The organism is Rhodococcus koreensis (assembly GCF_017068375.1).
Lineage (GTDB): Bacteria > Actinomycetota > Actinomycetes > Mycobacteriales > Mycobacteriaceae > Rhodococcus_F > Rhodococcus_F koreensis.
Window position 1 is genome coordinate 8,017,188 of sequence record NZ_CP070609.1, and the last position, 22,253, is coordinate 8,039,440.

The 22,253-nt window shown below is 68.1% G+C and carries 26 protein-coding genes; 19 read left to right on the forward strand and 7 right to left on the reverse strand.

Translation table 11 applies throughout. From position 1 onward, the window contains the following. The first annotated feature begins 209 nt into the window (after positions 1–209). A complete protein-coding gene (locus JWS14_RS36420; protein WP_072942466.1) occupies positions 210–1,193 on the forward strand; it encodes a TerC family protein in 984 nt (327 codons plus the stop codon). A 42-nt stretch (positions 1,194–1,235) separates the two neighbouring features. On the opposite strand, the gene JWS14_RS36425 is transcribed toward JWS14_RS36420, so the two are convergent. Beyond that, positions 1,236–1,520 carry a YciI family protein gene (locus JWS14_RS36425; RefSeq protein WP_206015358.1) on the reverse strand — a complete coding sequence of 95 codons (285 nt, stop codon included), beginning with the start codon at positions 1,518–1,520 and terminating at the stop codon, positions 1,236–1,238. 73 nt (positions 1,521–1,593) lie between these two features. After that, the gene (locus tag JWS14_RS36430; protein ID WP_072942430.1) at positions 1,594–2,118 is read right to left on the reverse strand and encodes an amino-acid N-acetyltransferase; all 525 of its coding nucleotides are present in this window, start codon (positions 2,116–2,118) and stop codon (positions 1,594–1,596) included. Between the two features lie 117 nt (positions 2,119–2,235). On the opposite strand from JWS14_RS36430, the gene pgsA reads away from it, so the two are divergent. The 13 genes from pgsA (at position 2,236) to recX (ending at position 12,351) form a co-directional block, all read left to right on the forward strand. Next, complete coding sequence (gene pgsA, locus JWS14_RS36435; protein ID WP_072942429.1) at positions 2,236–2,898, forward strand: CDP-diacylglycerol--glycerol-3-phosphate 3-phosphatidyltransferase; 663 nt, start codon at positions 2,236–2,238, stop codon at positions 2,896–2,898. Continuing rightward, the gene (locus JWS14_RS36440) at positions 2,895–3,395 is read left to right on the forward strand and encodes a CinA family protein (RefSeq protein WP_072942428.1); all 501 of its coding nucleotides are present in this window, start codon (positions 2,895–2,897) and stop codon (positions 3,393–3,395) included. Before pgsA ends, JWS14_RS36440 begins: the two co-directional genes overlap by 4 nt. A 71-nt stretch (positions 3,396–3,466) precedes the next feature. Beyond that, the gene (locus JWS14_RS36445; protein WP_072942427.1) at positions 3,467–3,853 is read left to right on the forward strand and encodes a helix-turn-helix domain-containing protein; all 387 of its coding nucleotides are present in this window, start codon (positions 3,467–3,469) and stop codon (positions 3,851–3,853) included. A 154-nt stretch (positions 3,854–4,007) separates the two neighbouring features. Next, the gene (locus JWS14_RS36450) at positions 4,008–4,838 is read left to right on the forward strand and encodes a PspA/IM30 family protein (RefSeq protein ID WP_072942426.1); all 831 of its coding nucleotides are present in this window, start codon (positions 4,008–4,010) and stop codon (positions 4,836–4,838) included. Positions 4,839–4,855: 17 nt separating this feature from the next. Further along, on the forward strand, positions 4,856–5,686 hold the full coding sequence (gene pspM / locus JWS14_RS36455; protein ID WP_241031562.1) for a phage shock envelope stress response protein PspM: 831 nt from the start codon (positions 4,856–4,858) through the stop codon (positions 5,684–5,686). A gap of 187 nt (positions 5,687–5,873) precedes the next feature. Beyond that, the gene (locus JWS14_RS36460; protein WP_007296377.1) at positions 5,874–6,050 is read left to right on the forward strand and encodes a hypothetical protein; all 177 of its coding nucleotides are present in this window, start codon (positions 5,874–5,876) and stop codon (positions 6,048–6,050) included. Between the two features lie 16 nt (positions 6,051–6,066). Beyond that, the gene (locus JWS14_RS36465) at positions 6,067–6,783 is read left to right on the forward strand and encodes a PIG-L deacetylase family protein (RefSeq protein ID WP_072942424.1); all 717 of its coding nucleotides are present in this window, start codon (positions 6,067–6,069) and stop codon (positions 6,781–6,783) included. Positions 6,784–7,060: 277 nt separating this feature from the next. Beyond that, positions 7,061–7,693 carry a TetR/AcrR family transcriptional regulator gene (locus tag JWS14_RS36470; protein WP_206015359.1) on the forward strand — a complete coding sequence of 211 codons (633 nt, stop codon included), beginning with the start codon at positions 7,061–7,063 and terminating at the stop codon, positions 7,691–7,693. Continuing rightward, entirely contained in the window at positions 7,690–9,234 is a 1,545-nt protein-coding gene (locus JWS14_RS36475) for a glycerol-3-phosphate dehydrogenase/oxidase (RefSeq protein ID WP_206015360.1), read from the forward strand. The genes JWS14_RS36470 and JWS14_RS36475 overlap by 4 nt, the downstream gene beginning before the upstream one ends. Before the next feature lie 27 nt (positions 9,235–9,261). Further along, entirely contained in the window at positions 9,262–10,410 is a 1,149-nt protein-coding gene (locus tag JWS14_RS36480; RefSeq protein WP_206015361.1) for a glycosyltransferase, read from the forward strand. A 33-nt stretch (positions 10,411–10,443) separates the two neighbouring features. Beyond that, complete coding sequence (locus JWS14_RS36485) at positions 10,444–10,638, forward strand: DUF3046 domain-containing protein (RefSeq protein ID WP_015890433.1); 195 nt, start codon at positions 10,444–10,446, stop codon at positions 10,636–10,638. 144 nt (positions 10,639–10,782) lie between these two features. After that, entirely contained in the window at positions 10,783–11,826 is a 1,044-nt protein-coding gene (recA, locus tag JWS14_RS36490) for a recombinase RecA (protein ID WP_005240749.1), read from the forward strand. 9 nt (positions 11,827–11,835) lie between these two features. After that, positions 11,836–12,351 carry a recombination regulator RecX gene (recX, locus tag JWS14_RS36495; RefSeq protein ID WP_206015362.1) on the forward strand — a complete coding sequence of 172 codons (516 nt, stop codon included), beginning with the start codon at positions 11,836–11,838 and terminating at the stop codon, positions 12,349–12,351. A gap of 115 nt (positions 12,352–12,466) precedes the next feature. Here the strand turns inward: recX and JWS14_RS36500 are convergent, their stop codons facing one another. From JWS14_RS36500 to gluA, 4 genes are all read right to left on the reverse strand, one after another. Further along, complete coding sequence (locus JWS14_RS36500; protein ID WP_072942418.1) at positions 12,467–13,366, reverse strand: amino acid ABC transporter permease; 900 nt, start codon at positions 13,364–13,366, stop codon at positions 12,467–12,469. After that, positions 13,363–14,043 (reverse strand): amino acid ABC transporter permease, encoded by a 681-nt coding sequence (locus JWS14_RS36505; RefSeq protein ID WP_072942416.1) that lies wholly within the window; start codon positions 14,041–14,043, stop codon positions 13,363–13,365. The genes JWS14_RS36500 and JWS14_RS36505 overlap by 4 nt, the downstream gene beginning before the upstream one ends. A gap of 92 nt (positions 14,044–14,135) precedes the next feature. Continuing rightward, the gene (locus tag JWS14_RS36510) at positions 14,136–14,969 is read right to left on the reverse strand and encodes a glutamate ABC transporter substrate-binding protein (RefSeq protein ID WP_072942415.1); all 834 of its coding nucleotides are present in this window, start codon (positions 14,967–14,969) and stop codon (positions 14,136–14,138) included. A gap of 81 nt (positions 14,970–15,050) precedes the next feature. Further along, positions 15,051–15,779 (reverse strand): glutamate ABC transporter ATP-binding protein GluA, encoded by a 729-nt coding sequence (gene gluA / locus JWS14_RS36515; protein WP_083395905.1) that lies wholly within the window; start codon positions 15,777–15,779, stop codon positions 15,051–15,053. 209 nt (positions 15,780–15,988) lie between these two features. On the opposite strand from gluA, the gene miaB reads away from it, so the two are divergent. Together miaB and JWS14_RS36525 are read left to right on the forward strand one after the other, a co-directional pair. Continuing rightward, the gene (gene miaB / locus JWS14_RS36520) at positions 15,989–17,506 is read left to right on the forward strand and encodes a tRNA (N6-isopentenyl adenosine(37)-C2)-methylthiotransferase MiaB (RefSeq protein ID WP_072942411.1); all 1,518 of its coding nucleotides are present in this window, start codon (positions 15,989–15,991) and stop codon (positions 17,504–17,506) included. After that, positions 17,503–18,102, forward strand: coding sequence for an Rv2732c family membrane protein (locus JWS14_RS36525; protein WP_072942409.1), 600 nt, complete (start codon positions 17,503–17,505; stop codon positions 18,100–18,102). Before miaB ends, JWS14_RS36525 begins: the two co-directional genes overlap by 4 nt. A 6-nt stretch (positions 18,103–18,108) precedes the next feature. On the opposite strand, the gene JWS14_RS36530 is transcribed toward JWS14_RS36525, so the two are convergent. Continuing rightward, positions 18,109–19,494, reverse strand: coding sequence for a DUF349 domain-containing protein (locus JWS14_RS36530; RefSeq protein ID WP_206015363.1), 1,386 nt, complete (start codon positions 19,492–19,494; stop codon positions 18,109–18,111). A 203-nt stretch (positions 19,495–19,697) separates the two neighbouring features. Between JWS14_RS36530 and JWS14_RS36535 the strand changes: the two genes are divergently transcribed. The 3 genes from JWS14_RS36535 to JWS14_RS36545 are packed head-to-tail and all read left to right on the forward strand — an operon-like array spanning position 19,698 to position 22,185. After that, a complete protein-coding gene (locus JWS14_RS36535; protein WP_095860691.1) occupies positions 19,698–20,414 on the forward strand; it encodes a class III extradiol dioxygenase subunit B-like domain-containing protein in 717 nt (238 codons plus the stop codon). Continuing rightward, positions 20,411–21,340 carry a tRNA (adenosine(37)-N6)-dimethylallyltransferase MiaA gene (gene miaA, locus JWS14_RS36540; protein WP_206015364.1) on the forward strand — a complete coding sequence of 310 codons (930 nt, stop codon included), beginning with the start codon at positions 20,411–20,413 and terminating at the stop codon, positions 21,338–21,340. Before JWS14_RS36535 ends, miaA begins: the two co-directional genes overlap by 4 nt. Continuing rightward, positions 21,337–22,185, forward strand: a complete 849-nt coding sequence (locus JWS14_RS36545) for a TrmH family RNA methyltransferase (protein WP_206015365.1) — start codon at positions 21,337–21,339, stop codon at positions 22,183–22,185. Before miaA ends, JWS14_RS36545 begins: the two co-directional genes overlap by 4 nt. The last annotated feature ends 68 nt before the right edge of the window (positions 22,186–22,253 follow it).

Sequence of the window (22,253 nt, forward strand, 5' to 3'; positions counted from 1 at the left end):
CCCGCGTGCGCGTGTCCGAAATGGGCGATTCTCGCGCAGTGTGGTTGAATGGTCACCGAATTGGAGGGGAGTATCCCCACCTCTGTGACAGCATCGTCAACACGATCGGCACCATTGCCGATCCGGGGCTGTCAGTCGCTCGGACAGAAGGTTCCGGCGCGGCGGGAGAGACCTCCGGTACCCGCTAGGTCTACCGGAGGTCTGTGTTCATGCATGTGTCACCGCTGGTCTGGGTCATCACCTGTGTGGTGATTCTCGGACTGTTCGTCTTCGACTTCTTCGCTCACGTACGCACCCCGCACGCCCCCACGTTCCGTGAGTCGGCGTTCTGGTCGTCGGTCTACATCGGCGTCGCGATCCTGTTCGGCCTGATCGTGATGTGGCTGTGGGGAAGCCAGTACGGCGGCGAATATTTCGCCGGATACGTCACCGAGAAGGCGTTGTCGGTCGACAACCTCTTCGTGTTCGTCATCATCATGGGAACGTTCGCGGTGCCACGGGAGTACCAGCAGAAGGTGCTGCTGATCGGCATCGTGATGGCGCTGGTGATGCGCGGAATCTTCATCGGCGTCGGCGCCGCGGCGATCAACGCCTACAGCTGGGTGTTCTACCTGTTCGGCGCGTTCCTCATCTACACCGCGTACACACTGGTGCGTGATCACGGGCACGAGAAGGAGGTAGAGGAGGAACGCGACAGCAAGATCGTCGCCATCGCGAAGAAGATCCTCCCCACCACGGACACCTACGACGGCGACAAGCTCGTCACGCGGATCAACGGCAAGCGCGTCGTGACGCCGCTGCTGCTCGCGCTGGTCGCCATCGGATTCACCGACGTGCTGTTCGCGCTCGACTCGATCCCCGCGATCTACGGGCTCACCCAGGAGCCGTACCTGGTGTTCACGGCCAACGCGTTCGCGCTGATGGGTCTGCGTCAGCTGTACTTCCTGATCGGCGGTCTGCTGGATCGCCTGGTGTATCTGTCGTACGGCCTGTCGATCATCCTGGCGTTCATCGGCGTCAAGCTGGTTCTGCACGCTCTGCACGAGAACACGCTGGGCTTCATCAACGGTGGGGAGCACGTGGCCGTCCCGGAGGTGTCGACGGTGTTCTCGCTCGCCGTCATCATCGGTGTGCTGGCAGTGACGACCGTCGCCAGCCTCCTCAAGACGCGGAACGCGACGCCGGCGAAGTAACTCCGCCGGGCGTCGTGCTCGAGGGGTCCGGTGCTCGGCGGTTCAGGAGCTGAATTCGCCGAGTACCGGAACCCATTCGACGATCCGGGTGGCCGTCACCAGGCCGTTGCGGGCGAACGGGTCGTGGGTGAAAAGCTGTTCCACGGTCGCCGCGTTGGCGGCGTCGACGATGATGAACGCGCCGCTACCGTCCGCGAACGGGCCGGACGACACCACCGTCTTCTGCTCGGCCAGTTCGCCGAGCCACTCCCGGTGGGCGGGGCGATGCTCGTCGCGTTCGGCGACGGTATCGGCCGAATACGTGTACTCCACTACGAACAGGGACATGTTCTCGCTCTCTCGGGACGGGTTCATCGAACAAAAATGGGATCAGGGCCCATCTGTCTCACGCACTGGGATTTCAGAGAGTGAGAAGCATTCGGGTGTTGCCGAGGGTGTTCGGCTTGACGTAGCTCAGGTCGAGGAACTCGGCGACACCGGTGTCGTACGAACGGCACATCTCCGCGTACACCTCGGCGGTCACGGGTGTGCCGTCGATCTCCACGAATCCGTGCTTGCCGAAGAAGTCGACCTCGAACGTGAGAACGAACAGGCGCTCGAGTTCGAGTTCCCGCGCGACCTCGATCAATTTGGCCACCACGTGATGGCCCGCACCCTGGCCCTTGGCCGACGGATCGACTGCGATCGTGCGCACCTCGCCCAGGTCCGCCCACAGGACGTGCATTGCGCCACAACCGATCACGTTGCCGCCGCGCTCGGCCACCCAGAACTCCTGAACGGATTCGTACAGGGTCACGAGGTTCTTCTCGAGCAGGATCTTGCCGGAGTAGATGTCGATCAGACGCTTGATCTCGGGAACGTCGGAGGTTCGTGCTCGCCGCACGATCAGCTGATTGTCGGCGGTGTCCGGCGTCCGAGAAGTCATGTCGTGAACATTAGCCAACGGCCGTACCGATATTCTTAGGCACGTGCCGGTACGACCTACGAATCCCTCCCACTCCCCGCCGCGTCCCGGGGTGCAGTTCGACGCTGCGGTGCTCCGATGAGCGCGCAGCGCGAGGATTGGACGGCCGCCGACAACCCGGCGGTCCCGGATCCGTCGGTCGAGCCCGCGAGTGAGACGGCCGTACCACTGCTGAACATCGCGAACATCCTGACAATCCTCCGGATCCTGCTGGTCCCCGTCTTCCTGGTCGTGCTGTTCGTCGGCGACGGACACTCGACGACGTGGCGCCTGATCGCCACCGGCGTGTTCGCGGTCGCCGCCATCACCGACCGGATCGACGGTCAACTCGCCCGCAAGTACGGCCTCGTCACCGATTTCGGCAAGCTCGCAGACCCCATCGCGGACAAAGCGCTGATCGGTGCCGCCCTCGTGGGTCTGTCGATTCTCGGCGACCTGCCCTGGTGGGTGACCGCGGTGATCGCGGTGCGGGAACTGGGCATCACGCTGCTCCGGTTCGCGGTCTTGCGGCACGCGGTCATTCCCGCGGGCAGGGGCGGCAAGCTCAAGACTCTCGTCCAGACGATCGCGATCGGGTTCTACCTGCTGCCGCTGCCGGACGGATTCGACGTCCTCGGATGGGTCCTGATGGGGGCGGCCGTGCTGCTGACAGTGGTGACCGGGCTGGACTACGTCGTGCAGGCCGTCCGGCTGCGAGCCGGGGTGCACAAGGTCGAGGCGAACGCGAGCACCGGGGCGTGACCGACCCGTTGGTGGACGGCACGCGGGCCGCCGACCTGGTTGCCGTGCTCACCGCCCGCGGCGAGACCGTCGCCACCGCGGAATCGCTCACCGCGGGACTGCTCACCGCCACCATCGCCGGTGTGCCCGGCGCGAGCAACGTGCTGCGCGGCGGACTCGTCGTCTACGCCACCGACCTGAAGGCAACTCTCGCCGGTGTCGATCCGGCCCGGCTGGCGGAGGACGGGCCGGTGGCGGCGTCCACGGCACAGGCGCTCGCGGACGGTGCCCGCGCCCGCTGCGGCGCCGACTGGGGCGTCGGTCTGACCGGCGTCGCCGGCCCCGACACGCAGGACGGACATCCCGTGGGCACGGTGTTCCTGAGCATTTCCGGGGCGGCCGGAACGTCGGTCCTCGAGCTCGGATTGACCGGCGGCCGGTGGCAGATCCGTAAATCTGCGGTTTCCGCCGCCGTGTCGGGACTCCTCGATCGTGTGCAGGAAACGTCCGCAGGCTAAGGTCGGGAACCAATCGGTCCTGTTCGTGCGTTGAGATAGGCGAGACAGGTGACGGATGAAGGAGGAGCGAGATGGCGCTGCTATTGCGTGAGGCAATCGGTGACAGTCTTCGGCGTACGCGCGTTTCGCAGAGCCGGACCCTGCGTGAGGTCTCCAACAGTGCTCGTGTGAGCCTCGGGTACTTGTCCGAGGTCGAACGAGGGCGCAAGGAAGCCTCGAGTGAGCTCCTGGCGGCGATCTGCGACGCGCTGGACGTCCCACTGTCCGACGTGCTCGTCGACGTCAGCGAATCGCTGTCCGACGGGTCTTCGGCCAAGCGTGCGGACACCGAGCGGCACGCGGTCGAATCCGCGCCCGCAGAGGCCCCCGCCGCGAGCGCACGACCGGGTTCGACGACCATCGCCCGCGACACCCGGGTGGTCATCCCTGCACCCGCGCAGGCGCTGGCTGCCGCATAGCAACACCCGTGCCGAACCGATAGATTTCAGTCAACCGCCGATCTCGTCGGCGGGTGAGCCAGGTAGTCGGGGCGCAGCCCTTGTTCCGGTGCGTGACGGTCGCGTATCGGGTCGCGCATCGCGCGGCGCAACAGATGGAGGCAGGATCAAACCCATGGCTAATCCTTTCGTCAAGGGATGGAAGTACCTGATGGCGCTCTTCAATTCCAAGATCGATGAGAAGGCTGACCCCAAGGTTCAGATTCAGCAGGCGATCGAGGATGCGCAGCGTCAGCACCAGGCCCTGTCGCAGCAGGCCGCGTCTGTCATCGGCAACCAGCGCCAGCTCGAGATGAAGCTCAGCCGCCAGCTCGACGAGGTGGAGAAGCTCAACGCCAACGCCCGTCAGGCCGTCAACCTGGCCGACCAGGCGCAGGCCGCCGGCGACACCGAGAAGGCCATCCAGTACACCAATGCCGCCGAGGCGTTCGCCGCACAGCTCGTCACCGCCGAGCAGGGCGTCGAAGACCTGAAGGCACTGCACGACCAGTCTCTGCAGGCAGCTGCCCAGGCGAAGAAGGCCGTGGAGCAGAACGCGATGGCTCTGCAGGCCAAGGTCGCGGAACGCACCAAGCTGCTCAGCCAGCTGGAGCAGGCCAAGATGCAGGAACGGGTCAGCGAGTCGCTGCGCTCGATGGACAGCACCCTCTCCGCTCCCGGCAACACGCCCAGCCTCGATGCCGTGCGCGACAAGATCGAGCGGCGCTACGCCGATGCCCTCGGTTCTGCGGAGCTGGCACAGAACTCGGTGTCGGGCCGCATGATGGAAGTGCAGCAGGCGAGCATCCAGATGGCCGGACACAGCCGCCTCGAGCAGATCCGGGCCTCCATGAAGGGCGATGCACTGCCCTCCGGCGGTGCGGCCGGCGCGCCGGCGACGCCCGCCGCCAACCCGAGCCTCGACAAGCAGCCGCCGGCAGCAGGCCAGACCGGCACGGCGCAGTAACCGAATCGCCTGTGAGCATGAGTTCCACCCGACGTGGCCGACCTGGACGTTCAGTCCGGTCGGCCACTGTCGTGTCCGGGCTCGCCGGGATCCAGGGCGCACTGCGCGAGGCCGGTGAGTCCGTCGCGGACGCGGCGCAGCGGTGGCGCGACCCTCGTGAACGTCTCCTGCGGAAGAAGCGGCGGGCCCGGCGTCGTGCGAAGCGCTACGGCATCGTGTCCGGAACGTCGGCCACCGGCGCCGCCGGTCTCGCTCTGATGGCTGCGCCGGAGTGGTCGATGCTGATGGCCGGTGGGGGCGCGGTCGTGTTCGCGGTCCCCGCGGTGCTGGCCGTCAGCCGGTACCGCAAGCTCGACGCCGTGACTTTGCCGCCGGGTCTGCCTGCCCGCCGGGTGCTTCCGGCGCCGTCCTCGGTCGCCCGGGAGCCGATGGAGCGACTCGTGCACAGCGAACGAGCACTGCACGGCATCCTCGGCGTGCTGTCCCGGTCCGGGACCATCAGCGGCGAGGACATCGAGGACACCCATGCCACGGCCCGCTCCGCGGCAGCCGCGTTGCAGGCGGTGGCCCTCGACATCACGTCCATGGAGGACGCCGCCCGGGGGAGCCGGGCCGCAGCGGCGCCGCTCCACCGGGCGATCGCCTCGGCTGCCGCGCAACTCGGCGTCGGCGTCGAACAGTTCGAAGAACTGGTGGCCGCTGCCGCCGAGGTCGCGGTGCCCGGAACGGCGAGTGCCGTCGGCGAACTCGCCTACGAACGCGCGGAACTCGTGTCGGCGACCGAGAAACTCGCCGGCCTCGCGGCGGCCCTCGGCGAGATCGACGACATCGTTCGCCGCTACCGCTGACCTCGTCGGTCGACACACGGCCCCTCGGGACCTCGTGTGGGGGAGAACCCTGATCTTTCCCTGATCTTTACGTTGACCTGGTGATTTACCCGAGCCGGCGTGCCAGGCTGGTGTGCGTACCCGATAAATGGGGTCGACCGGACGTCGGGCGCAGAAATCGATCGGGGAGACGTGAGTGGAGGAAACCATGTTCTGGAAGATTGTTCTGGCTGTCGCGGCGATCTGGATCGCCCTCGCAGTGGTCGGTGCCCTCGTCAAGGGCCTGTTCTGGATTCTCGTCGTCAGCGCCGTCGTATTCGGTGTGTACCTGTTGATCAAGGCGATGTCGGGATCCGGCGAGAAATCGGACATCACGCGTAGCTGACGGGCATGCTCTACCCATGGAACCGGTACCGGAGGGCTGGCATCGTGGGCTCGTCGTGGTCGCGCACCCCGACGACATCGAATACGGCGCAGCGGCGGCTGTGGCGCGCTGGACCGGGCAGGGCAAGGACATTCGATACGTGCTCGCCACCAGCGGAGAGGCAGGGATCGCGGGCCTGCACCCGACGGAGTCGGGCCCGCTGCGGGAGGCGGAGGAGCGGCGCTCCGCGGCCGTGGTGGGGGTGACCGACGTCGAGTTTCTCGGTTATCCCGACGGCACCCTCGTCGAGAGTCTCGCACTCCGCCGCGACCTCGCCACGGCGATCCGTCGTCATCGTCCAGATCTCGTGGTGACGGCGAACTTTGGGGACACCTGGGGGCCGGGCCAGCCGAACAGTGCGGACCACCGCGCTCTCGGGCGAGCCGTCCTCGACGCCACCGCGGACGCCGCGAACGAATGGATCTTCCCCGAACTGGGGGAGTCGGGGTTGCCGCCGTGGCGCGGAGTCCGGTGGGTGGCGGTCCACACGATGACCCCCACCCACGCCGTGGATGTCACCCACACGGTGGATCGGGCGGTGCTCTCTCTGGCTGAGCACGTCCACTACCTGGAGGCGCTCAGCGACGTGCCGGTGGGGCAGCAGGCGCGGGCTCAGGTCGAGATGGTGACCGGGCCGCAACCGGGATTCGACGCCGAACGCGCGGTGGGGTTCGAGCTCTACTACTTCGGCTGAGTTCGTGAAGCGCTCGCGATCGTGGTCATGCGTGGGTCATGCCGATTGTGAGTCCGACCTGGACGGAACGGTATGATTTACCGAATTTCGTAGGAGTCACGCCGTGCCGTCATCCGACGTGCGCACCAATCCTGTCGTCACACCTTCCCGCACTGCTCACGCAGCCCGAATCTCCGACCACGGACGGCTCGAGGCGCCCGCCGTCGGCCGTACGCGAGGTGATTCGAATGCCGGTGAGGTGCCGGCGGGGGATTCATGCGTTACGGTGTTACATACAATGTCTATTCGTAATCCACCGTCGCGTGACGACACCTCAGCGAGCGTCGAAGACTCCATTCTCGACGCCGCACGCTCGTGCATCCTCGATTTCGGACTGCGCCGTACCACCCTGGCGGAGGTCGCGCGGAGGGCCGGGGTCAGCAGGCCGACCGTCTACCGGCGCTGGTCGGACACCAGGGCAGTGGTCGCCGACCTCATGACCCGCGAGATCGCTGCCGTGATGCCCGAATTCTCCACCGAGGAATCGGTTCACCGCCAACTGGTCGACGCCGTGGTCCACGTGTCCACCGAGGTGCGTGGCCATCCGCTGTTCGTGAAGATCCTGCGCTCGGATCAGGAACTGTTCACCACCTACATCCTCGAGCGGCTGGGGACCAGCCAGCGGGCGATCATCGACCAGGTCTCGGTCGCGGTGTCGGCGGGGCAGCGCCAGGGCTCGATCCGCGCGGGGGACAGTCGTCAGATCGCCACCATGGTGCTGCTGATCGCACAGTCCGCGGTCCAGTCGGCCGTGATGGTCGCCGAGGAACTTCCCGGAGACGCCCTGACCGAACAACTCCGGCACGCCGTCGGCGCCTATCTGGCACCCGCATCAGCCGACACCCACCCGACAGATCGAGGAGACCGGTGACCCACCCCAGCACGCCGCCCGTGAGCCGCTCGTCGGCGCTGAACGCCGCACGACGGACACGCGAGCTCGACCAGCTGTCGGACGGCGCGCGCGTCGACGTCCTGGTGATCGGCGGCGGAGTGACCGGCGTCGGTGTCGCGCTCGACGCGGCATCACGCGGCCTCGACGTCGTGCTCGTGGAGAAGCGGGACCTCGCGTTCGGGACCAGCCGGTGGAGTTCGAAACTCGCCCACGGTGGGCTGCGGTACCTGGCGTCGGGCAATGTCGGCATCGCCCGCGAGAGTGCGGTCGAACGCGGAATCCTGATGACCCGCACCGCGCCCCACCTCGTCCGGGCGCTGCCACAGCTCGTCCCCGTCCTCGATTCCACGACGCTGTTCGGAAAGTCTCTCGTCCGCACGGGATTCCTGGCCGGTGACCTGCTCCGTGCGAGTGCTCGCACGCCGTCGACGGTCCTGCCGCGATCGCGGACGGTCCGGGCGGACCGGGTCGTCGAACTGGCCCCCGCTGTGCGCCGGGACGGACTTCGGGGCGGCCTGATGGCCTTCGACGGCCAGCTCGTCGACGACGCCAGGCTCGTGGTGTCCCTCGCGCGCACCGCGGCGCTCCACGGCGCGAAGGTGCTCACCCGGACGGGCGCCTACGACGTGACCGGGACATCCGCGACCCTGCGCGACGAACTGACCGGCTCGGAACTGTCGATCACCGCGCGCGCCGTGGTCAACGCCGCAGGCGTGTGGTCGGGTGAGATCGATCCGTCGATCACGCTCCGGCCCAGTCGCGGAACACATCTGGTCCTGCCGGCGGAACGGCTCGGGAACCCGACCGCGGCGCTCACGGTTCCGGTCCCCGGTGAGACCAATCGTTTCGTCTTCGCGCTGCCCGCACAGCTCGGCCGCGTGTACCTCGGCCTGACCGACGAGGCGGCGCCGGGACCCGTCCCCGACGTTCCGGAAGCGTCGGAGCAGGAGATCGACTTCCTGCTCGACACGGTCAACACCGCACTCGAAGTGCCGTTGCGGCGTTCGGACGTCCTCGGCACGTTCGCCGGACTGCGACCGCTGCTCGACACCGGCGACGGATCGACCGCCGACCTCTCGCGCAACCACGCCGTCCTCCGCTCGGACACCGGTCTGGTCAGTGTGGTGGGCGGCAAGCTGACCACGTACCGGAAGATGGCGGAGGACGCCGTCGACGCCGCGGTGGCAGCGGCGGGACTGGACGCGCTCCCGTGCCGGACCCGCGCCCTCCCGCTCGTCGGCGCCGCGACTCCCGAAGCGCTGCGCCAGGTTTCGGCCCCGCCGGCGCTGCTCGCCCGCTACGGAACGGAGGCGGCACTGATCGCCGCCGCCGACCCCGAACTGCTGACCCCGATCGCCGAGGGCGTGGACGTGAGTCGAGCCGAGTTCGAGTTCGCCGTGACCCACGAGGGAGCACTCGACGTCGACGACCTCCTCGACCGGCGCACCCGGATCGGCCTCGTCCCCGCCGACCGTGCACGGTCTCTCGCCGCCGCGGAAGCCGTGTTCGAGAAACGGTGACGGCGACGGTGTGACACCCTGTGCTTCGTGCGAGTCGCCGTGGTCGCCGGGCCTGATCCCGGACATGCCTTTCCCGCTCTGGCGTTGTGCCTCGCCCTCATCGAGGCCGGGGACGAACCGGTCCTGTTCACCGGCACCCGGTGGGTCGAGCCCGCGCGGGCGGCCGGTGTGCCCGCCGAGTTGCTGAAAGGTCTCGCGCCCCGCCCGACGGACGACGACCTCGATGCGGGCGCGCGCATCCACGCCCGCGCCGCGCACATCTCCACCGAGTTGCTCCCCGACCTGCGCGCGATGGGACCCGACCTCGTGGTCTCGGACATCCTCACCGCAGGTGGCGGCATGGCGGCGGAGCGGCTGGGGATCCCCTGGGTCGAGTTGTCCCCGCACCCGCTGTACGCGGCGTCCCGGGGATTGCCGCCCATCGGAAGCGGGTTGGCTCCGGGGGCGGGAATCCGGGGCCGGGCCCGCGACACGCTCATGCGGGCGGCGACGGCGCGGTCGATCCGGCAGGGCGAGCGGCAGCGTTCCGAAGCCCGCGTCGGCGTCGGGTTGCCGGCGAAGGATCCGGGACCGGTGCGCCGGCTGATCGCGACGCTCCCCGCGCTCGAGGTGCCGAGACCGGACTGGCCCGCGGAGGCGCACGTGGTCGGGCCACTGCTGTGGGAACCGACGAACGAGGTGCTCGAGCCGCCGGACGGTACCGATCCGCTGGTCATGGTGGCTCCGTCGACCGCGTTCACCGGTGCCGAGGGCATGCTCGAGACGACGCTCGCCGGTCTCGACGGGGCCGGCGTCCGCGTGATCGCGTCGATACTGGACGGATCGCCGGCCGCGGTTCCGCCCTGGGTACGTGCGGGTCTCGGCCGTCAGGACGCGATGCTCCGCGAGGCCGCCGCCGTCGTCTGCGGCGGTGGTCACGGGATGCTGGCGAAGGCCCTGCTCGCAGGGGTCCCGGCGGTGGTGGTCCCCGGGGGCGGCGATCAGTGGGAACTCGCGAATCGCGCCGCGCGGCAGGGGAGTGCCGTCGTGGTGCGTCCCCCGAGCGCCGAGGCGCTCCGTTCGGCGGTCGAACAGGTGCTCTCGCACGGCGCGCACGCGGAGGCCGCGCAGCGGGCCGCGTGGAGCGTCGCGGACGTGGCGGATCCGGTGGAGGTGTGCCGCGACGCGCTGCGGTGAGAGCCTCGCCCGGGGTTCGGCTAGCGTGGAAGCGTGCGACTGACTGAATTTCACGAACTCGTCCGCGAAGAGTTCGGGCAGATGCGCGGCGACGCACTACTCGTCGACCACGTGCTGCTCAGTCTCGGGGGCAAGACCGCCGCCGAGGCCATCGAGGACGGCCGGGAACCCCGCGAGGTGTGGCGTGAACTCTGCGCCGAGTTCGACGTTCCACCGCAGCGCCGGTAGAAATCCGGCGTGTCGAACGGGCCGGTCGCACCAATCGAACACACGTTCCCCTATGCTGGAGATGTTCGGTGGTCACGGTTCTTGTCGGTACCTGGATCTAACCTGACCGCAGATCACTGATGAGACTCGAGAATGGGGACGACGATGGCACCACAGGCACACGATCGAGACAAGGCGCTCGACCTCGCGCTGGCGCAGATCGACAAGAACTTCGGCAAGGGCTCGGTGATGCGCCTGGGCGAAGGTGTCCGTCAGCCGATCGCCGTCATCCCGACCGGCTCCATCGCGCTGGACGTCGCCCTCGGCATCGGCGGGCTGCCCCGCGGCCGTGTCGTCGAGATCTACGGCCCGGAGTCCTCGGGTAAGACCACCGTCGCTCTGCACGCGGTCGCCAACGCCCAGGCGGCCGGCGGCATCGCCGCGTTCATCGACGCCGAACACGCGCTCGACCCCGACTACGCCCAGAAACTCGGCGTCGACACCGACGCGCTGCTGGTGTCGCAGCCCGATACCGGCGAGCAGGCGCTGGAGATCGCAGACATGCTGATCCGCTCCGGCGCCCTCGACATCCTCGTGGTCGACTCCGTGGCCGCTCTGGTCCCGCGCGCCGAGATCGAGGGCGAGATGGGCGACAGTCACGTGGGTCTGCAGGCCCGTCTGATGAGCCAGGCGCTCCGTAAGATGACCGGTGCGCTCAGCAACTCCGGCACCACCGCGATCTTCATCAACCAGCTGCGCGAGAAGATCGGCGTCATGTTCGGTTCCCCCGAAACCACCACCGGTGGTAAGGCATTGAAGTTCTACTCGTCGGTGCGCCTCGACGTGCGGCGGATCGAGACCCTGAAGGACGGCACCGACGCGGTGGGTAACCGTACCCGCGTCAAGGTGGTCAAGAACAAGGTCGCGCCGCCGTTCAAGCAGGCCGAGTTCGACATCCTCTACGGCCTGGGAATCAGCAAGGAAGGCTCGCTGATCGACATGGGTGTCGAACACGGGTTCATTCGCAAGTCGGGCTCCTGGTACACCTACGAAGGCGACCAGCTGGGACAGGGCAAGGAGAACGCCCGCAAGTTCCTGTTGGAGAACACCGACATCCGGGACGAGATCGAGAAGAAGATCAAGGAAAAGCTCGGAATCGGCGCCGACGTCACTGCCGCTACGGACGACGCCGCCCCGGTCGAATTCTAAGGCGCCGCCGTGCGTCCGACGGGCGAGGGTGGAACGGAGACGCAGGCCAAGGATTTGTGCCTGCGTCTCCTGACGGACCGTGCCCGGAGTCGAGCGGAGTTGTCCGACCGTCTGGCGAAGAAGGGGTACTCGGCCGACATCGCCGAGCGCGTACTGGATCGACTCACCGAGGTCGGGCTCGTCAACGACGCCGACTTCGCCCAGCAGTGGGTGCATTCGCGGCACACGTACGCCGGTAAGGGAAAACGTGCGCTCGCACTGGAACTGCGCCGCAAGGGCATCGGTCAGGAAGACGCCACCGAGGCGCTCGCTCAGATCGACAGCGAAGACGAACGAGCGCGAGCCACCGAACTGGTCGCGAAGAAACTGCGCACCATGTCAACGGACGACCGTGACCGGGCGGTCCGCCGGCTGGTGTCCATGCTGGCGCGTCGCGGGTTCCCCCAGGGCATGGCGTTCGAGGTCGTCAAGGAGCAACTCGATCGTGCCGGCGCGGAAACCGAAGGCCTGTTCGACGAGACCTGAATCGGACTCAGCCTGACCATGATCATGACCTGACCACGATGAACGACACTGCGGTCGGACGGGAACCGAGTTCCCATCCGACCGCAGTGTCGTTCGTGTCAGAAGCAGTGCCGGGTCACAACCGCTTGTCGGTGATGTCCATACCCGGAACCGACACCGCCGGAAGCTCGGGAGCAGCACCCTGGGGACCTCCGCCCTTCCGGGCGGCCCGCAGCCGCTTCTCCACCCTGGTCGCCACCACGGTGAGCGTGTAGTTGAGGATGATCATGATGATCGCCACCACGATCAGCGCGGGCAGGTAGTTGCCGTAGAACGCGCCGAGTTGCTGGCCGGACCGCACCACTTCGACGTAGCCGATGAGGTAACCGAGCGCGGAGTCCTTCAGGGCGACCACCATCTGCGAGATGATCGCGGGGAGCATCGCCGTGACGGCCTGCGGAAGCAGGATGGTCCGCATGACCTGGCCCTTGCGCATGCCCAGCGCCTTGGCGGCCTCGCTCTGTCCCCGGGGGAGCGAATTGATGCCGGCCCTGACGATTTCGGCGATCACCGAGCCGTTGTACAGCGTGAGGCCCACGATGACCGCGGCAAGCGCAAGATATTTCGACTTGAACACCTCGTACTCGGCGAACAGCTGGTACGAGAAGATCATCAGGATCAGCACCGGGATGGCGCGGAACAGTTCGACGATCCCGCCCGCCACCCATCGCACCGGTCGGTGGTCCGACAAGCGTCCGATGCCGAGGATCGCGCCGAGGATCAACGCGAACACGATCGACACGGCCGCCGCGACGAGGGTGCCGCGGATACCGGGAATGAGATATGTGGTCCACGAGGTCGATTCGGTGAACGGTTCCCATTTCGCCGCTGTCAGCTGGCCCTTGTCGTCGAGCGCGGCGTAGACGAGGTAGCCGATTCCCAGCAGTGCGAGGGCGACGGCGACGGAGATCAGGCGGTAGAGGTTCTTCGCCTTCGGGCCCGGCGCGTCGTAGAGGACGGTGGCGGAATTGCTCATCGTGCAACCTCGAATCGCTTGCTCAGGTATCCGAAGAGAAGCCCCATCGGCAGGGTCAGGATCACGAATCCGAGCGCGAAGATGCCACCGACGACGAAGATGGCGGCCTCGTTCTCGATCATTTCCTTCATCAGGAGCGATGCCTCCGCCACACCGATCACCGAGGCGATCGTCGTGTTCTTCGTCAGGGCGATCAGCACGCTGCCGAGGGGTGCGGTGACCGCGCGGAATGCCTGCGGCAGCACGATGAGCCGCAGATTCTGGGAGAACGTGAGACCGAGTGACCGGCCCGCCTCCGCCTGGCCGACGTGCACGGTGTTGATACCGGACCGCAGCGACTCGCAGACGAAGGCCGCCGTGTAGATGCTGAGGCCGAGCACGGCGAGCCGGAAGTTGTTCTGCTCGAAGAACGTCGGCGACTGCTCGGGGGCGAGCTTGACGCCCATCGTCTGGAAGAGCCCGAACGAGCAGAAGATGATGATGAGGGTCAGGGGAGTGTTGCGGAAGATCGTCACGTATGCCGCGCCGACGCCGCGCGCGACCGGGATCGGTGACACCCGCATCGCCGCGAGGATGGTGCCGAGTATCAGAGCACCGACAGCCGAGAACGCGGTCAGCTGCACCGTCGTCCAGAACGCGTCGATCAGCTGATCGCTGTATTTGCTCAGTAGGTCCACTTACCGTCTCCCCAGGTCACCGGTGGTTGGTGTCGAACCGGGCCGGACGACTCCACGAAAGGGGAGTCGTCCGACCCGGATGAGTGAGTTGCTCAGTACCGATCGACGGTCGGCGGTGCGGGGATCGGGTAGCCCGACGCGCCGACGGTCTCGTTGAACGCACGCGCCCACGAACCGTCCGCGATCATCGCCTCGATGGCGTCGTTGATCTTGGCCCGGGTCTCGTCGTCACCCTTGGCCAGGCCGACGCCGTAGCGCTCCTCGGTGAACGGCGCGCCGACCACCTTCAGCTCGCCCGGATACTGCGCCGCGTAGCCGGCGAGGATGATGTCGTCGGTGGTGACGGCGTCGACTGCGCCGTTCCGCAGCGCCTCGACGCAGGCGGAGTACGTGTCGAACTCCTGCAGTTGCACGTCCTTCGCGTACTGGTCCTTCACCTTCTGCGCCGGGGTGGACCCGGTGACGGAGCACAGCTTCTTGCCGCCGTTGAGCGACTCGGGGCCGGTGATGTCGGTGTTGTCGGACTTCACCAGGAGCGACTGTCCGGCGATGAAGTACGGCCCGGCGAAGTCGACCTTCTCCTTGCGGGCGTCGGTGATCGAGTAGGTGGCGACGATGTAGTCGACCTCACCGTTCTGGATCAGCGTCTCGCGCTGAGCCGACGGGGACTCCTTGAACACGATGTTCTCGGGCGCGACACCCAGCTTGCCCGCGATGTACTCGGCCACCTCGACGTCGAAACCGCTGAAGGAACCATCGGGGTTGCGCAGTCCGAGGCCGGGCTGGTCGTACTTGATTCCGACCGTGAGCTTGCCCTCCGACGCGCTCTGGGAGGCGCTCTTCTCTTCACCTCCGCCACAGGCCGATGCGACGACGGCGAGCGCCATGACGCCGATTCCCACACGAATCGAGCGGTTGATCCTCATCGAGTTCCTCCAATTGAAATGACGGGTGTTGCCTGTGGAGCACGGTCGACCGAGAGGGCACCGCGGCGGCGCCCTCTCCGATCAGTGGCTGAGAATCTTGCCGAGAAAGTCCTTCGCGCGCTCGGATTTGGGAGCGGTGAAGAACGTGGCGGGCTCAGAGTCCTCGACGATCTGGCCGTCGGCCATGAAGAGAACACGGTCGCCGGCCTTGCGGGCGAAGCCCATCTCGTGGGTCACCACGAGCATGGTCATGCCTTCCTTGGCGAGCGAGGTCATGACGTCGAGGACTTCGTTGACCATTTCCGGGTCGAGCGCGGACGTCGGCTCGTCGAACAGCATGACCTTGGGGTTCATGGCGAGTGCGCGGGCGATCGCGACACGCTGCTGCTGACCGCCCGACAACTGCGCCGGGTACTTGTCCGCCTGGTTGGCGATGCCGACCCGCTCGAGAAGCTCGTAGGCCTTCTTCTTCGCGTCGGCGCTGCTCTTCTTCCGCACCTTGACCGGTGCCAGCATCACGTTCTCGAGGATCGTCTTGTGGGCGAACAGGTTGAACGACTGGAACACCATCCCCACGTCGGCGCGCAGCGCGGCCAGGGCCTTGCCCTCGGCCGGCAGCACCTTCCCGTCCACGGCGATCTCACCGGAGTCGATGGGCTCGAGGCGGTTGATGGTCCGGCACAGCGTCGACTTCCCGGACCCGGACGGTCCCAGGACGATCACGACCTGCCCCCGAGGAACTTCGAGGTCGATCTCCTGGAGGACGTGGAGGGCGCCGAAGTGTTTGTTCACCGATTTCATCGAGATCATGGACGGGGCCGCGCCCGTGGAGGGCGTCGGCGTCGCGTCGTCGGCTTGCGTCATAGTCGAGACCCTATGTGCTGGGAGCGGGAGCACCGGTCATTTGCTCCGAGAATCCTCGGGATGTCACGGAAACTTTACTGTCCGGCGTCGGTCGTGTGTCCTGACGCACACCGGCCGCGACGAGGCGATTTGGCGCGGGCCGTACCCTGGCATACGTGGACACGATCGACCAGACCCCTCACCGCAGCTATGAGGTGCGCACGTACGGCTGCCAGATGAACGTGCACGACTCCGAGCGGCTGTCGGGGCTCCTCGAGGACGCCGGCTACACGAAGGCGGCCACCGGGCAGTCGCCCGACCTCGTCGTCTTCAACACCTGCGCGGTGCGGGAGAACGCCGACAACAAGTTGTACGGCAACCTGAGCCATCTGGCGCCGGCGAAGGAACAGAACCCCGACATGCAGATCGCGGTCGGCGGGTGCCTGGCGCAGAAGGACCGCGACGTCGTCGTGAAGAAGGCGCCGTGGGTGGACGTCGTGTTCGGCACCCACAACATCGGTTCGCTCCCGGCGCTGCTGGACCGGGCGCGCCACAATCAGCGGGCCGAGGTCGAGATCCTCGACGCGCTCGAGGCGTTTCCGTCGACGCTGCCCGCCAAGCGGGAGTCGGCGTACGCCGGCTGGGTGTCCATCTCGGTGGGATGCAACAACACGTGCACGTTCTGCATCGTCCCCGCGCTGCGCGGCAAGGAGGTCGACCGGCGGCCCGGCGACATCCTGGCCGAGGTGCAGGCCCTGGTGAACGAGGGCGTCGTCGAGGTCACGCTGCTCGGGCAGAACGTCAACGCATACGGCGTCTCCTTCGCCGACCCCGACCAGCCCCGCGACCGCGGCGCGTTCGCCGCGCTGCTGCGCGCGTGCGGCGAGATCGACGGGCTCGAGCGCGTCCGCTTCACGTCCCCGCACCCGGCCGAGTTCACCGACGACGTCATCGAGGCGATGGCCGAGACCCCCAACGTGTGCCCGCAGCTGCACATGCCGCTGCAGTCCGGTTCGGACCGCGTCCTGAAGGCGATGCGCCGCTCCTACCGGAAGTCGCGGTTCCTGGGGATCATCGAGAAGGTCCGCACCGCGATGCCGCACGCGGCGATCACCACCGACATCATCGTGGGCTTCCCCGGTGAGACCGAGGAAGACTTCCAGGACACGCTCGACGTCGTCCGGCAGGCGCGCTTCACCAGCGCGTTCACCTTCCAGTACTCCAAGCGTCCCGGCACCCCGGCAGCGGACATGGACGACCAGCTGCCCAAGGCCGTCGTGCAGGAACGGTACGAACGTCTCATCGCGTTGCAGGAACAGATCACGCTCGAGGAGAACCAGAAGCTCGTCGGCGCCGAGGTGGAACTGCTCGTCGCCGCCGGGGAGGGCCGCAAGAACGCGGAGACCGCACGGATGAGCGGGCGCGCCCGCGACGGGCGGCTCGTCCACTTCCGGCCGGAGGGAAACCTCGACGGAAACGTCCGGCCCGGCGACGTCGTCACCATCGTGATCAGCGCCGCCGCTCCGCACCACCTCGTCGCGGACACCCCGGTCCTGACCCACCGCCGCACCCGCGCAGGCGACTCCTTCGAGAAGGGCGTCACCCCGAAGACCCCGCCGATCGGCGTGGGACTCGGACTGCCGCAGATCGGTGTGCCCGCACCACTACCCGCTCAGATGGGATGCAACGCATGACCCCGCAGTTCGACGACCAGCGCCACGACGACCCGAGTGACGCGAACGAGCCGATCGAGAGCTACCTGAAGGATTTCGACGCCGCCGAGAAGAAGGTGGCCGGTGAGATCGACCCCGGGGCGCGTGCGCTCGTCGTCGCGGTCGCGGTGGTCGTGCTCCTCGGCTCGCTGACGTTGCCGCATTCCGGCATCGCCAACGGCTGGGAGGTGCTGGTGTACGGGGACGACGCCCGCGCGGAGACGATCGCGCTGCCGTCGCGGCTGTTCGTGTGGTTCGAGGTGGTGTTCGGGGTCGTCGTGTCGATGCTGGCGCTCGTCACCCGTCGCTGGGCGCTCGCGTGGGTGGCCCTCGCCGGAACCGCCGTGTCCATCGTGTTCGGCATGCTCGCCATCTGGTCGCGGCAGACCCCGGCGCCGGGCGTCGAGGCGGCCGGACCGGGCATCGGCCTGATCATCGGCTGGCTCACCGTCATCGTGCTCACGTTCCACTGGCTGAAGGTGGTCTGGAGCCGGACCGCGCTGCAGCTGGCCGCGGAAGAGGAACGCCGCGCCGCTGCCGCCGAAGCGGAGCGACGCGGCGACTGGAACGTCGGCTGATCGTGCCTACTGGCCGCTGACGGCGCCCTCTGCCGCCTCGGCCCATTCGCGCCACTGCTTGGCCTGGGCGAGTGCGCTCTCGGCGTCCTTCGTCTTGCCCGCCGCAGAGGCCTTGGCGGCCTGCTCCTCGAACTGCGTGACCCGCTCCCGGAACTGCGCGGCCCGGGCGAGCGCCTCCGGGTCGGTGCGGCGCCATTCCTCGTCGGCGGCGTCGCGGACCCGCTTCTCGATGGCCCGCAGCTTGCCCTCGAGGTCGTGCATCCGCTCGCGGGGCACCTTCCCGATGGCGTCCCACTTCTCCTGCAGGTCGCGGAGGGCGGCCCTCGCCCCGTCGATGTCCTTGGACGGATCGATGTGGCCGGCGTTCTTCAGCAACTCCTCCTTGGCGACCGCGTTCTCCTCGAACTCGGCGTCGCGTTCGGAGGACGCGGCGTTGCGGGCGGCGAAGAACACGTCCTGAGCGCCCTTGAACCGCCTCCACAGGTTGTCGTCGGCTTCCCGCGGCGCGCGTCCGGCGGCCTTCCACTCGGCGAGCAGATCGCGGAAGGCTCCGGCTGTGGGACCCCAGTCGGTGGAGTCGGACAGTGCCTCCGCCTGCTCGACGAGTTCTTCCTTCTTGGTCTTGGCGGCGGCGCGCTCACGGTCGAGTTCGGCGAAATGCGCGCCGCGGCGCCGGTTGAACGCCTCCCGAGCCTTGGAATACCGCTTCCACAGGGCGTCGTCGACCTTCCGGTCGATCCCGCGGATCGTCTTCCACTCGTCCAGGATCTCGCGCAACCGGTCGCCGGCGGCCTTCCACTGCGTGGACTCGGCACCGATCTGTTCCGCCTCGGCGGCCAGTTCTTCCTTGCGTTCGGTGTGCGCCTGCCGCGACAGTTCCTTCTCGTGCTTGGCGTGGGCGGCCGCCTCGTCGGATCCGGCGATGATCACGTCGAGTCGCGCGGAGAGCGAGTCGACGTCACCGATCACCGCGGCGGTCGGGAGCGATTCGGCGAGTGCGGTCGCGGCGGCCTTCGTCTTCTTCGCGTCGCCCGCACCGGAATTGAGCCGGGCCTCGAGGAGGGCCACTTCGGTGGCGAGATCGTCGAAGCGCCGACCGAAATGCGCCAGGCCTTCCGCCGCGTCTCCGGCCTGCCACGACCCGATCTGCCGTTCACCGTCCGCGGTCTTCACCCAGGCGGTGCCGTCGTCGTCGACGCGGCCGAACTCGCTCGGATCACTGTGGGCGGGGGCGGCGACGGCGGGGGCGGAGAGGGCATGCGTCGGTGTGGGGTGGGGCTTGGGTGCACCCGGTTTCGCGGCCGCGCCCGGCTTCGGGACGCTGGGCTTCGGTGTGTCGTGCTGCTGAGCGGCAGGCTCCACGGCGGGCTTCGCGTCGCTGCTGTCGGTCATCGGTTCCTCATCTCTGCCGCGCGTCACGGCTGCCTGAACGCAATACTGGCTCCATACGACCCGGGACGGGTGCTGGCTCCATTCAACCCGGTACGGGCCCTGTGGACTATTGAATCAGGTCGGACGGTCCGTGTTGGTACCGATTGACGGCAGTGCCCGAATCGGATGTCGGGTCCGTGCCCGCGGTCGACTAGCGTGACTGTGTGTTCACCGCCGCCATCCTCGTGCCGTCCCCACCGCTGCTGGTACCCGAACTGACCGGGGCGGCCGCTGCGGAGACGGCGCCGCTGCGGGACGCGGTCCAGGCGGCCGCGAAGGCATTGTCCGCGATCGCCACCGAATGGGTGGCGATCGGCGCGGCGCCCACCGCGGTGGAGGTGCCGGCCGACGCTCAGGGCACCTACCGCGGCTACGGCGTCGACGTGCGGGTCACACTGCGGCCCGGTCCCGCCGGCGAACCCGACCCGGACCTGCCGCTCGCGGCGCTGACGGCCGGGTGGATCCGGGGAGCGTGCGCGCCGGACGCCGTCGTCGACGCGCGGATCCTCGCCGCCGACCTGTCGCCGCAGCAGTGCGCCGCGTACGGCGCAGAATTGCGCGCGTTTCTGGACCGGGACCCCGAGCCGCGCGGGCTGGTGATCGTCGCGGACGGGGCGAACACCCTCACCGCGAAGGCACCGGGCGCGTTCGACCCCCGCGCGGAAGGCGTGCAGGCCCGTGTCGACGCGGCCCTCGACACCGGCGACCGGGAGGCGCTGCTCGCCCTCGACCCCGCCGAATGCGCCGCCCTCGGCATCGGCGGGCGCGTCCCGTGGCAGGTCCTCGCCGGCGTGTTCGACGCTGCGCCCGCCTCCTGCCGGACGCTGTACAGCGCGGCGCCCTACGGAGTGGGCTACCACGTGGGGGAGTGGCGTCCGTGACCTCACCCGTGCCGATCGCCGTCGTCGGACCGACCGCCACCGGAAAGTCGGATCTCGCGCTGGACCTGGCGGAACGCCTCGGCGGCGAAATCGTCAACATCGACGCCATGCAGCTGTACCGGGGCATGGACATCGGCACCGCCAAACTCGCCCCGGCCGAACGCCGCGGAATTCCGCATCACCAACTCGACGTGCTCGACGTGACGCAGACGGCCACCGTCGCGAACTATCAGCAGGCCGCGGTCCGCGACGTGGAGGCGATCGCCGCCCGCGGCGCCGTGCCGGTCATCGTCGGCGGATCGATGATGTATGTGCAGTCGCTGCTCGACGAGTGGAGCTTCCCCGCCACCGACGCGTCGGTACGGGCGCGGTGGGAAGCCGTCCTCGCCGAGAAGGGCGTCGCGGCCGTCCACGCCGAGCTGAGCCGGGTGGATCCCGACGCCGCCGCGTCGATCCTCCCCACCGACGGCAGGCGCCTGGTCCGGGCCCTCGAAGTCGTCGAGATCACGGGCAGGCCGTTCGCGGCGTCCGCCCCGCGCATCGGCGAACCGCGCTGGGGCACACACATCGTCGGCGTCGACCGCGACACCGCCGCACTCGACGACCGGATCCGGCTCCGCACCCGGCTGATGTTCGAACAGGGACTCGTCGACGAGGTGCGCGGGCTGATCGACGTGGGACTGCGGGAGGGCGTCACCGCGCCCCGGGCCATCGGCTACGCACAGGTCCTCGCCTGGCTCGACGGCGAATACGACCTGGCCGAGGCGGAGGAACGCACGTTCATCGGCACCCGGCGCTACGTGCGCAGGCAACGGTCCTGGTTCCGCCGCGACCCCCGCATCCACTGGGTCGACGGAAACACCCCCGACCTCGCGGACACCACGATCCACACCCTCGACGAGACGCGAACACTGGGAGAACGATGAGCCGAACACCGTCCGCACGGCACCGTCCGGCCTCGTCCGTGCTGGTGACCACCCGCAACGCCCGCTTCCAGCAATGGCAGTCGTACCTCACCAACCGTGCCAAACGGACGAAGGCGGGACGCTTCCTGATCCAGGGTGTGCGCCCCCTCAACCTCGCCCTGGAACACGACTGGCCGATCGAATCGCTGCTGCACCGCATCGACGGCCCACCGCTGTCCGACTGGGCGCGAGAGCTACTCGCGACCCGATCCGTCGAACAGATCGGTGTCAGCGCCGAACTGATGGCCGAACTCGGCGAGAAGACCGACACCGCGCCGGAACTGATCGCGGTCGCGAAGACCCGCGCCCCGCGACTGAAGGACCTGCGGCTGCAGTCCGTCCCCCTGATCGTCGTGTTCGACCGGCCCACCTCACCCGGAAATCTGGGCACCCTCGTCCGCTCCGCCAACGCGTTCGGCGCCGACGCGGTCGTCGTGGCCGGCCACGGCGCCGACCCGTTCGACCCCCGGAGCGTCCGCGCCTCCACCGGATCGCTCTTCGCGATGCCCGTCGTCACCGTGTCCTCCGTCGACGAGATCCTCGCGTTCCGCGACGCCCGGCGAGCGTCCGGAACCGAACTGCACATCGTCGGGACGGACGAGACCGGTTCCGTCACCATCGACGCCCACGACTTCGGTGGCGGCACCGTGCTCGTGATCGGCAACGAGACCCGCGGGATGAGCGCCGCGTGGCGAGGCGCCTGCGACACGGTCGTCAACATCCCGATCGGGGGCGCAGCCAGTTCCCTCGGTGCCCCCTCCGCCGGCGCCGTCGCCCTCTACGAAATCGCCCGGCAGCGCAGATGAACCGCACCGCGGCAGCGCAGATGAACCGCACCGCGGTAGCGCAGATGAACCGCACCGCGGTAGCGCAG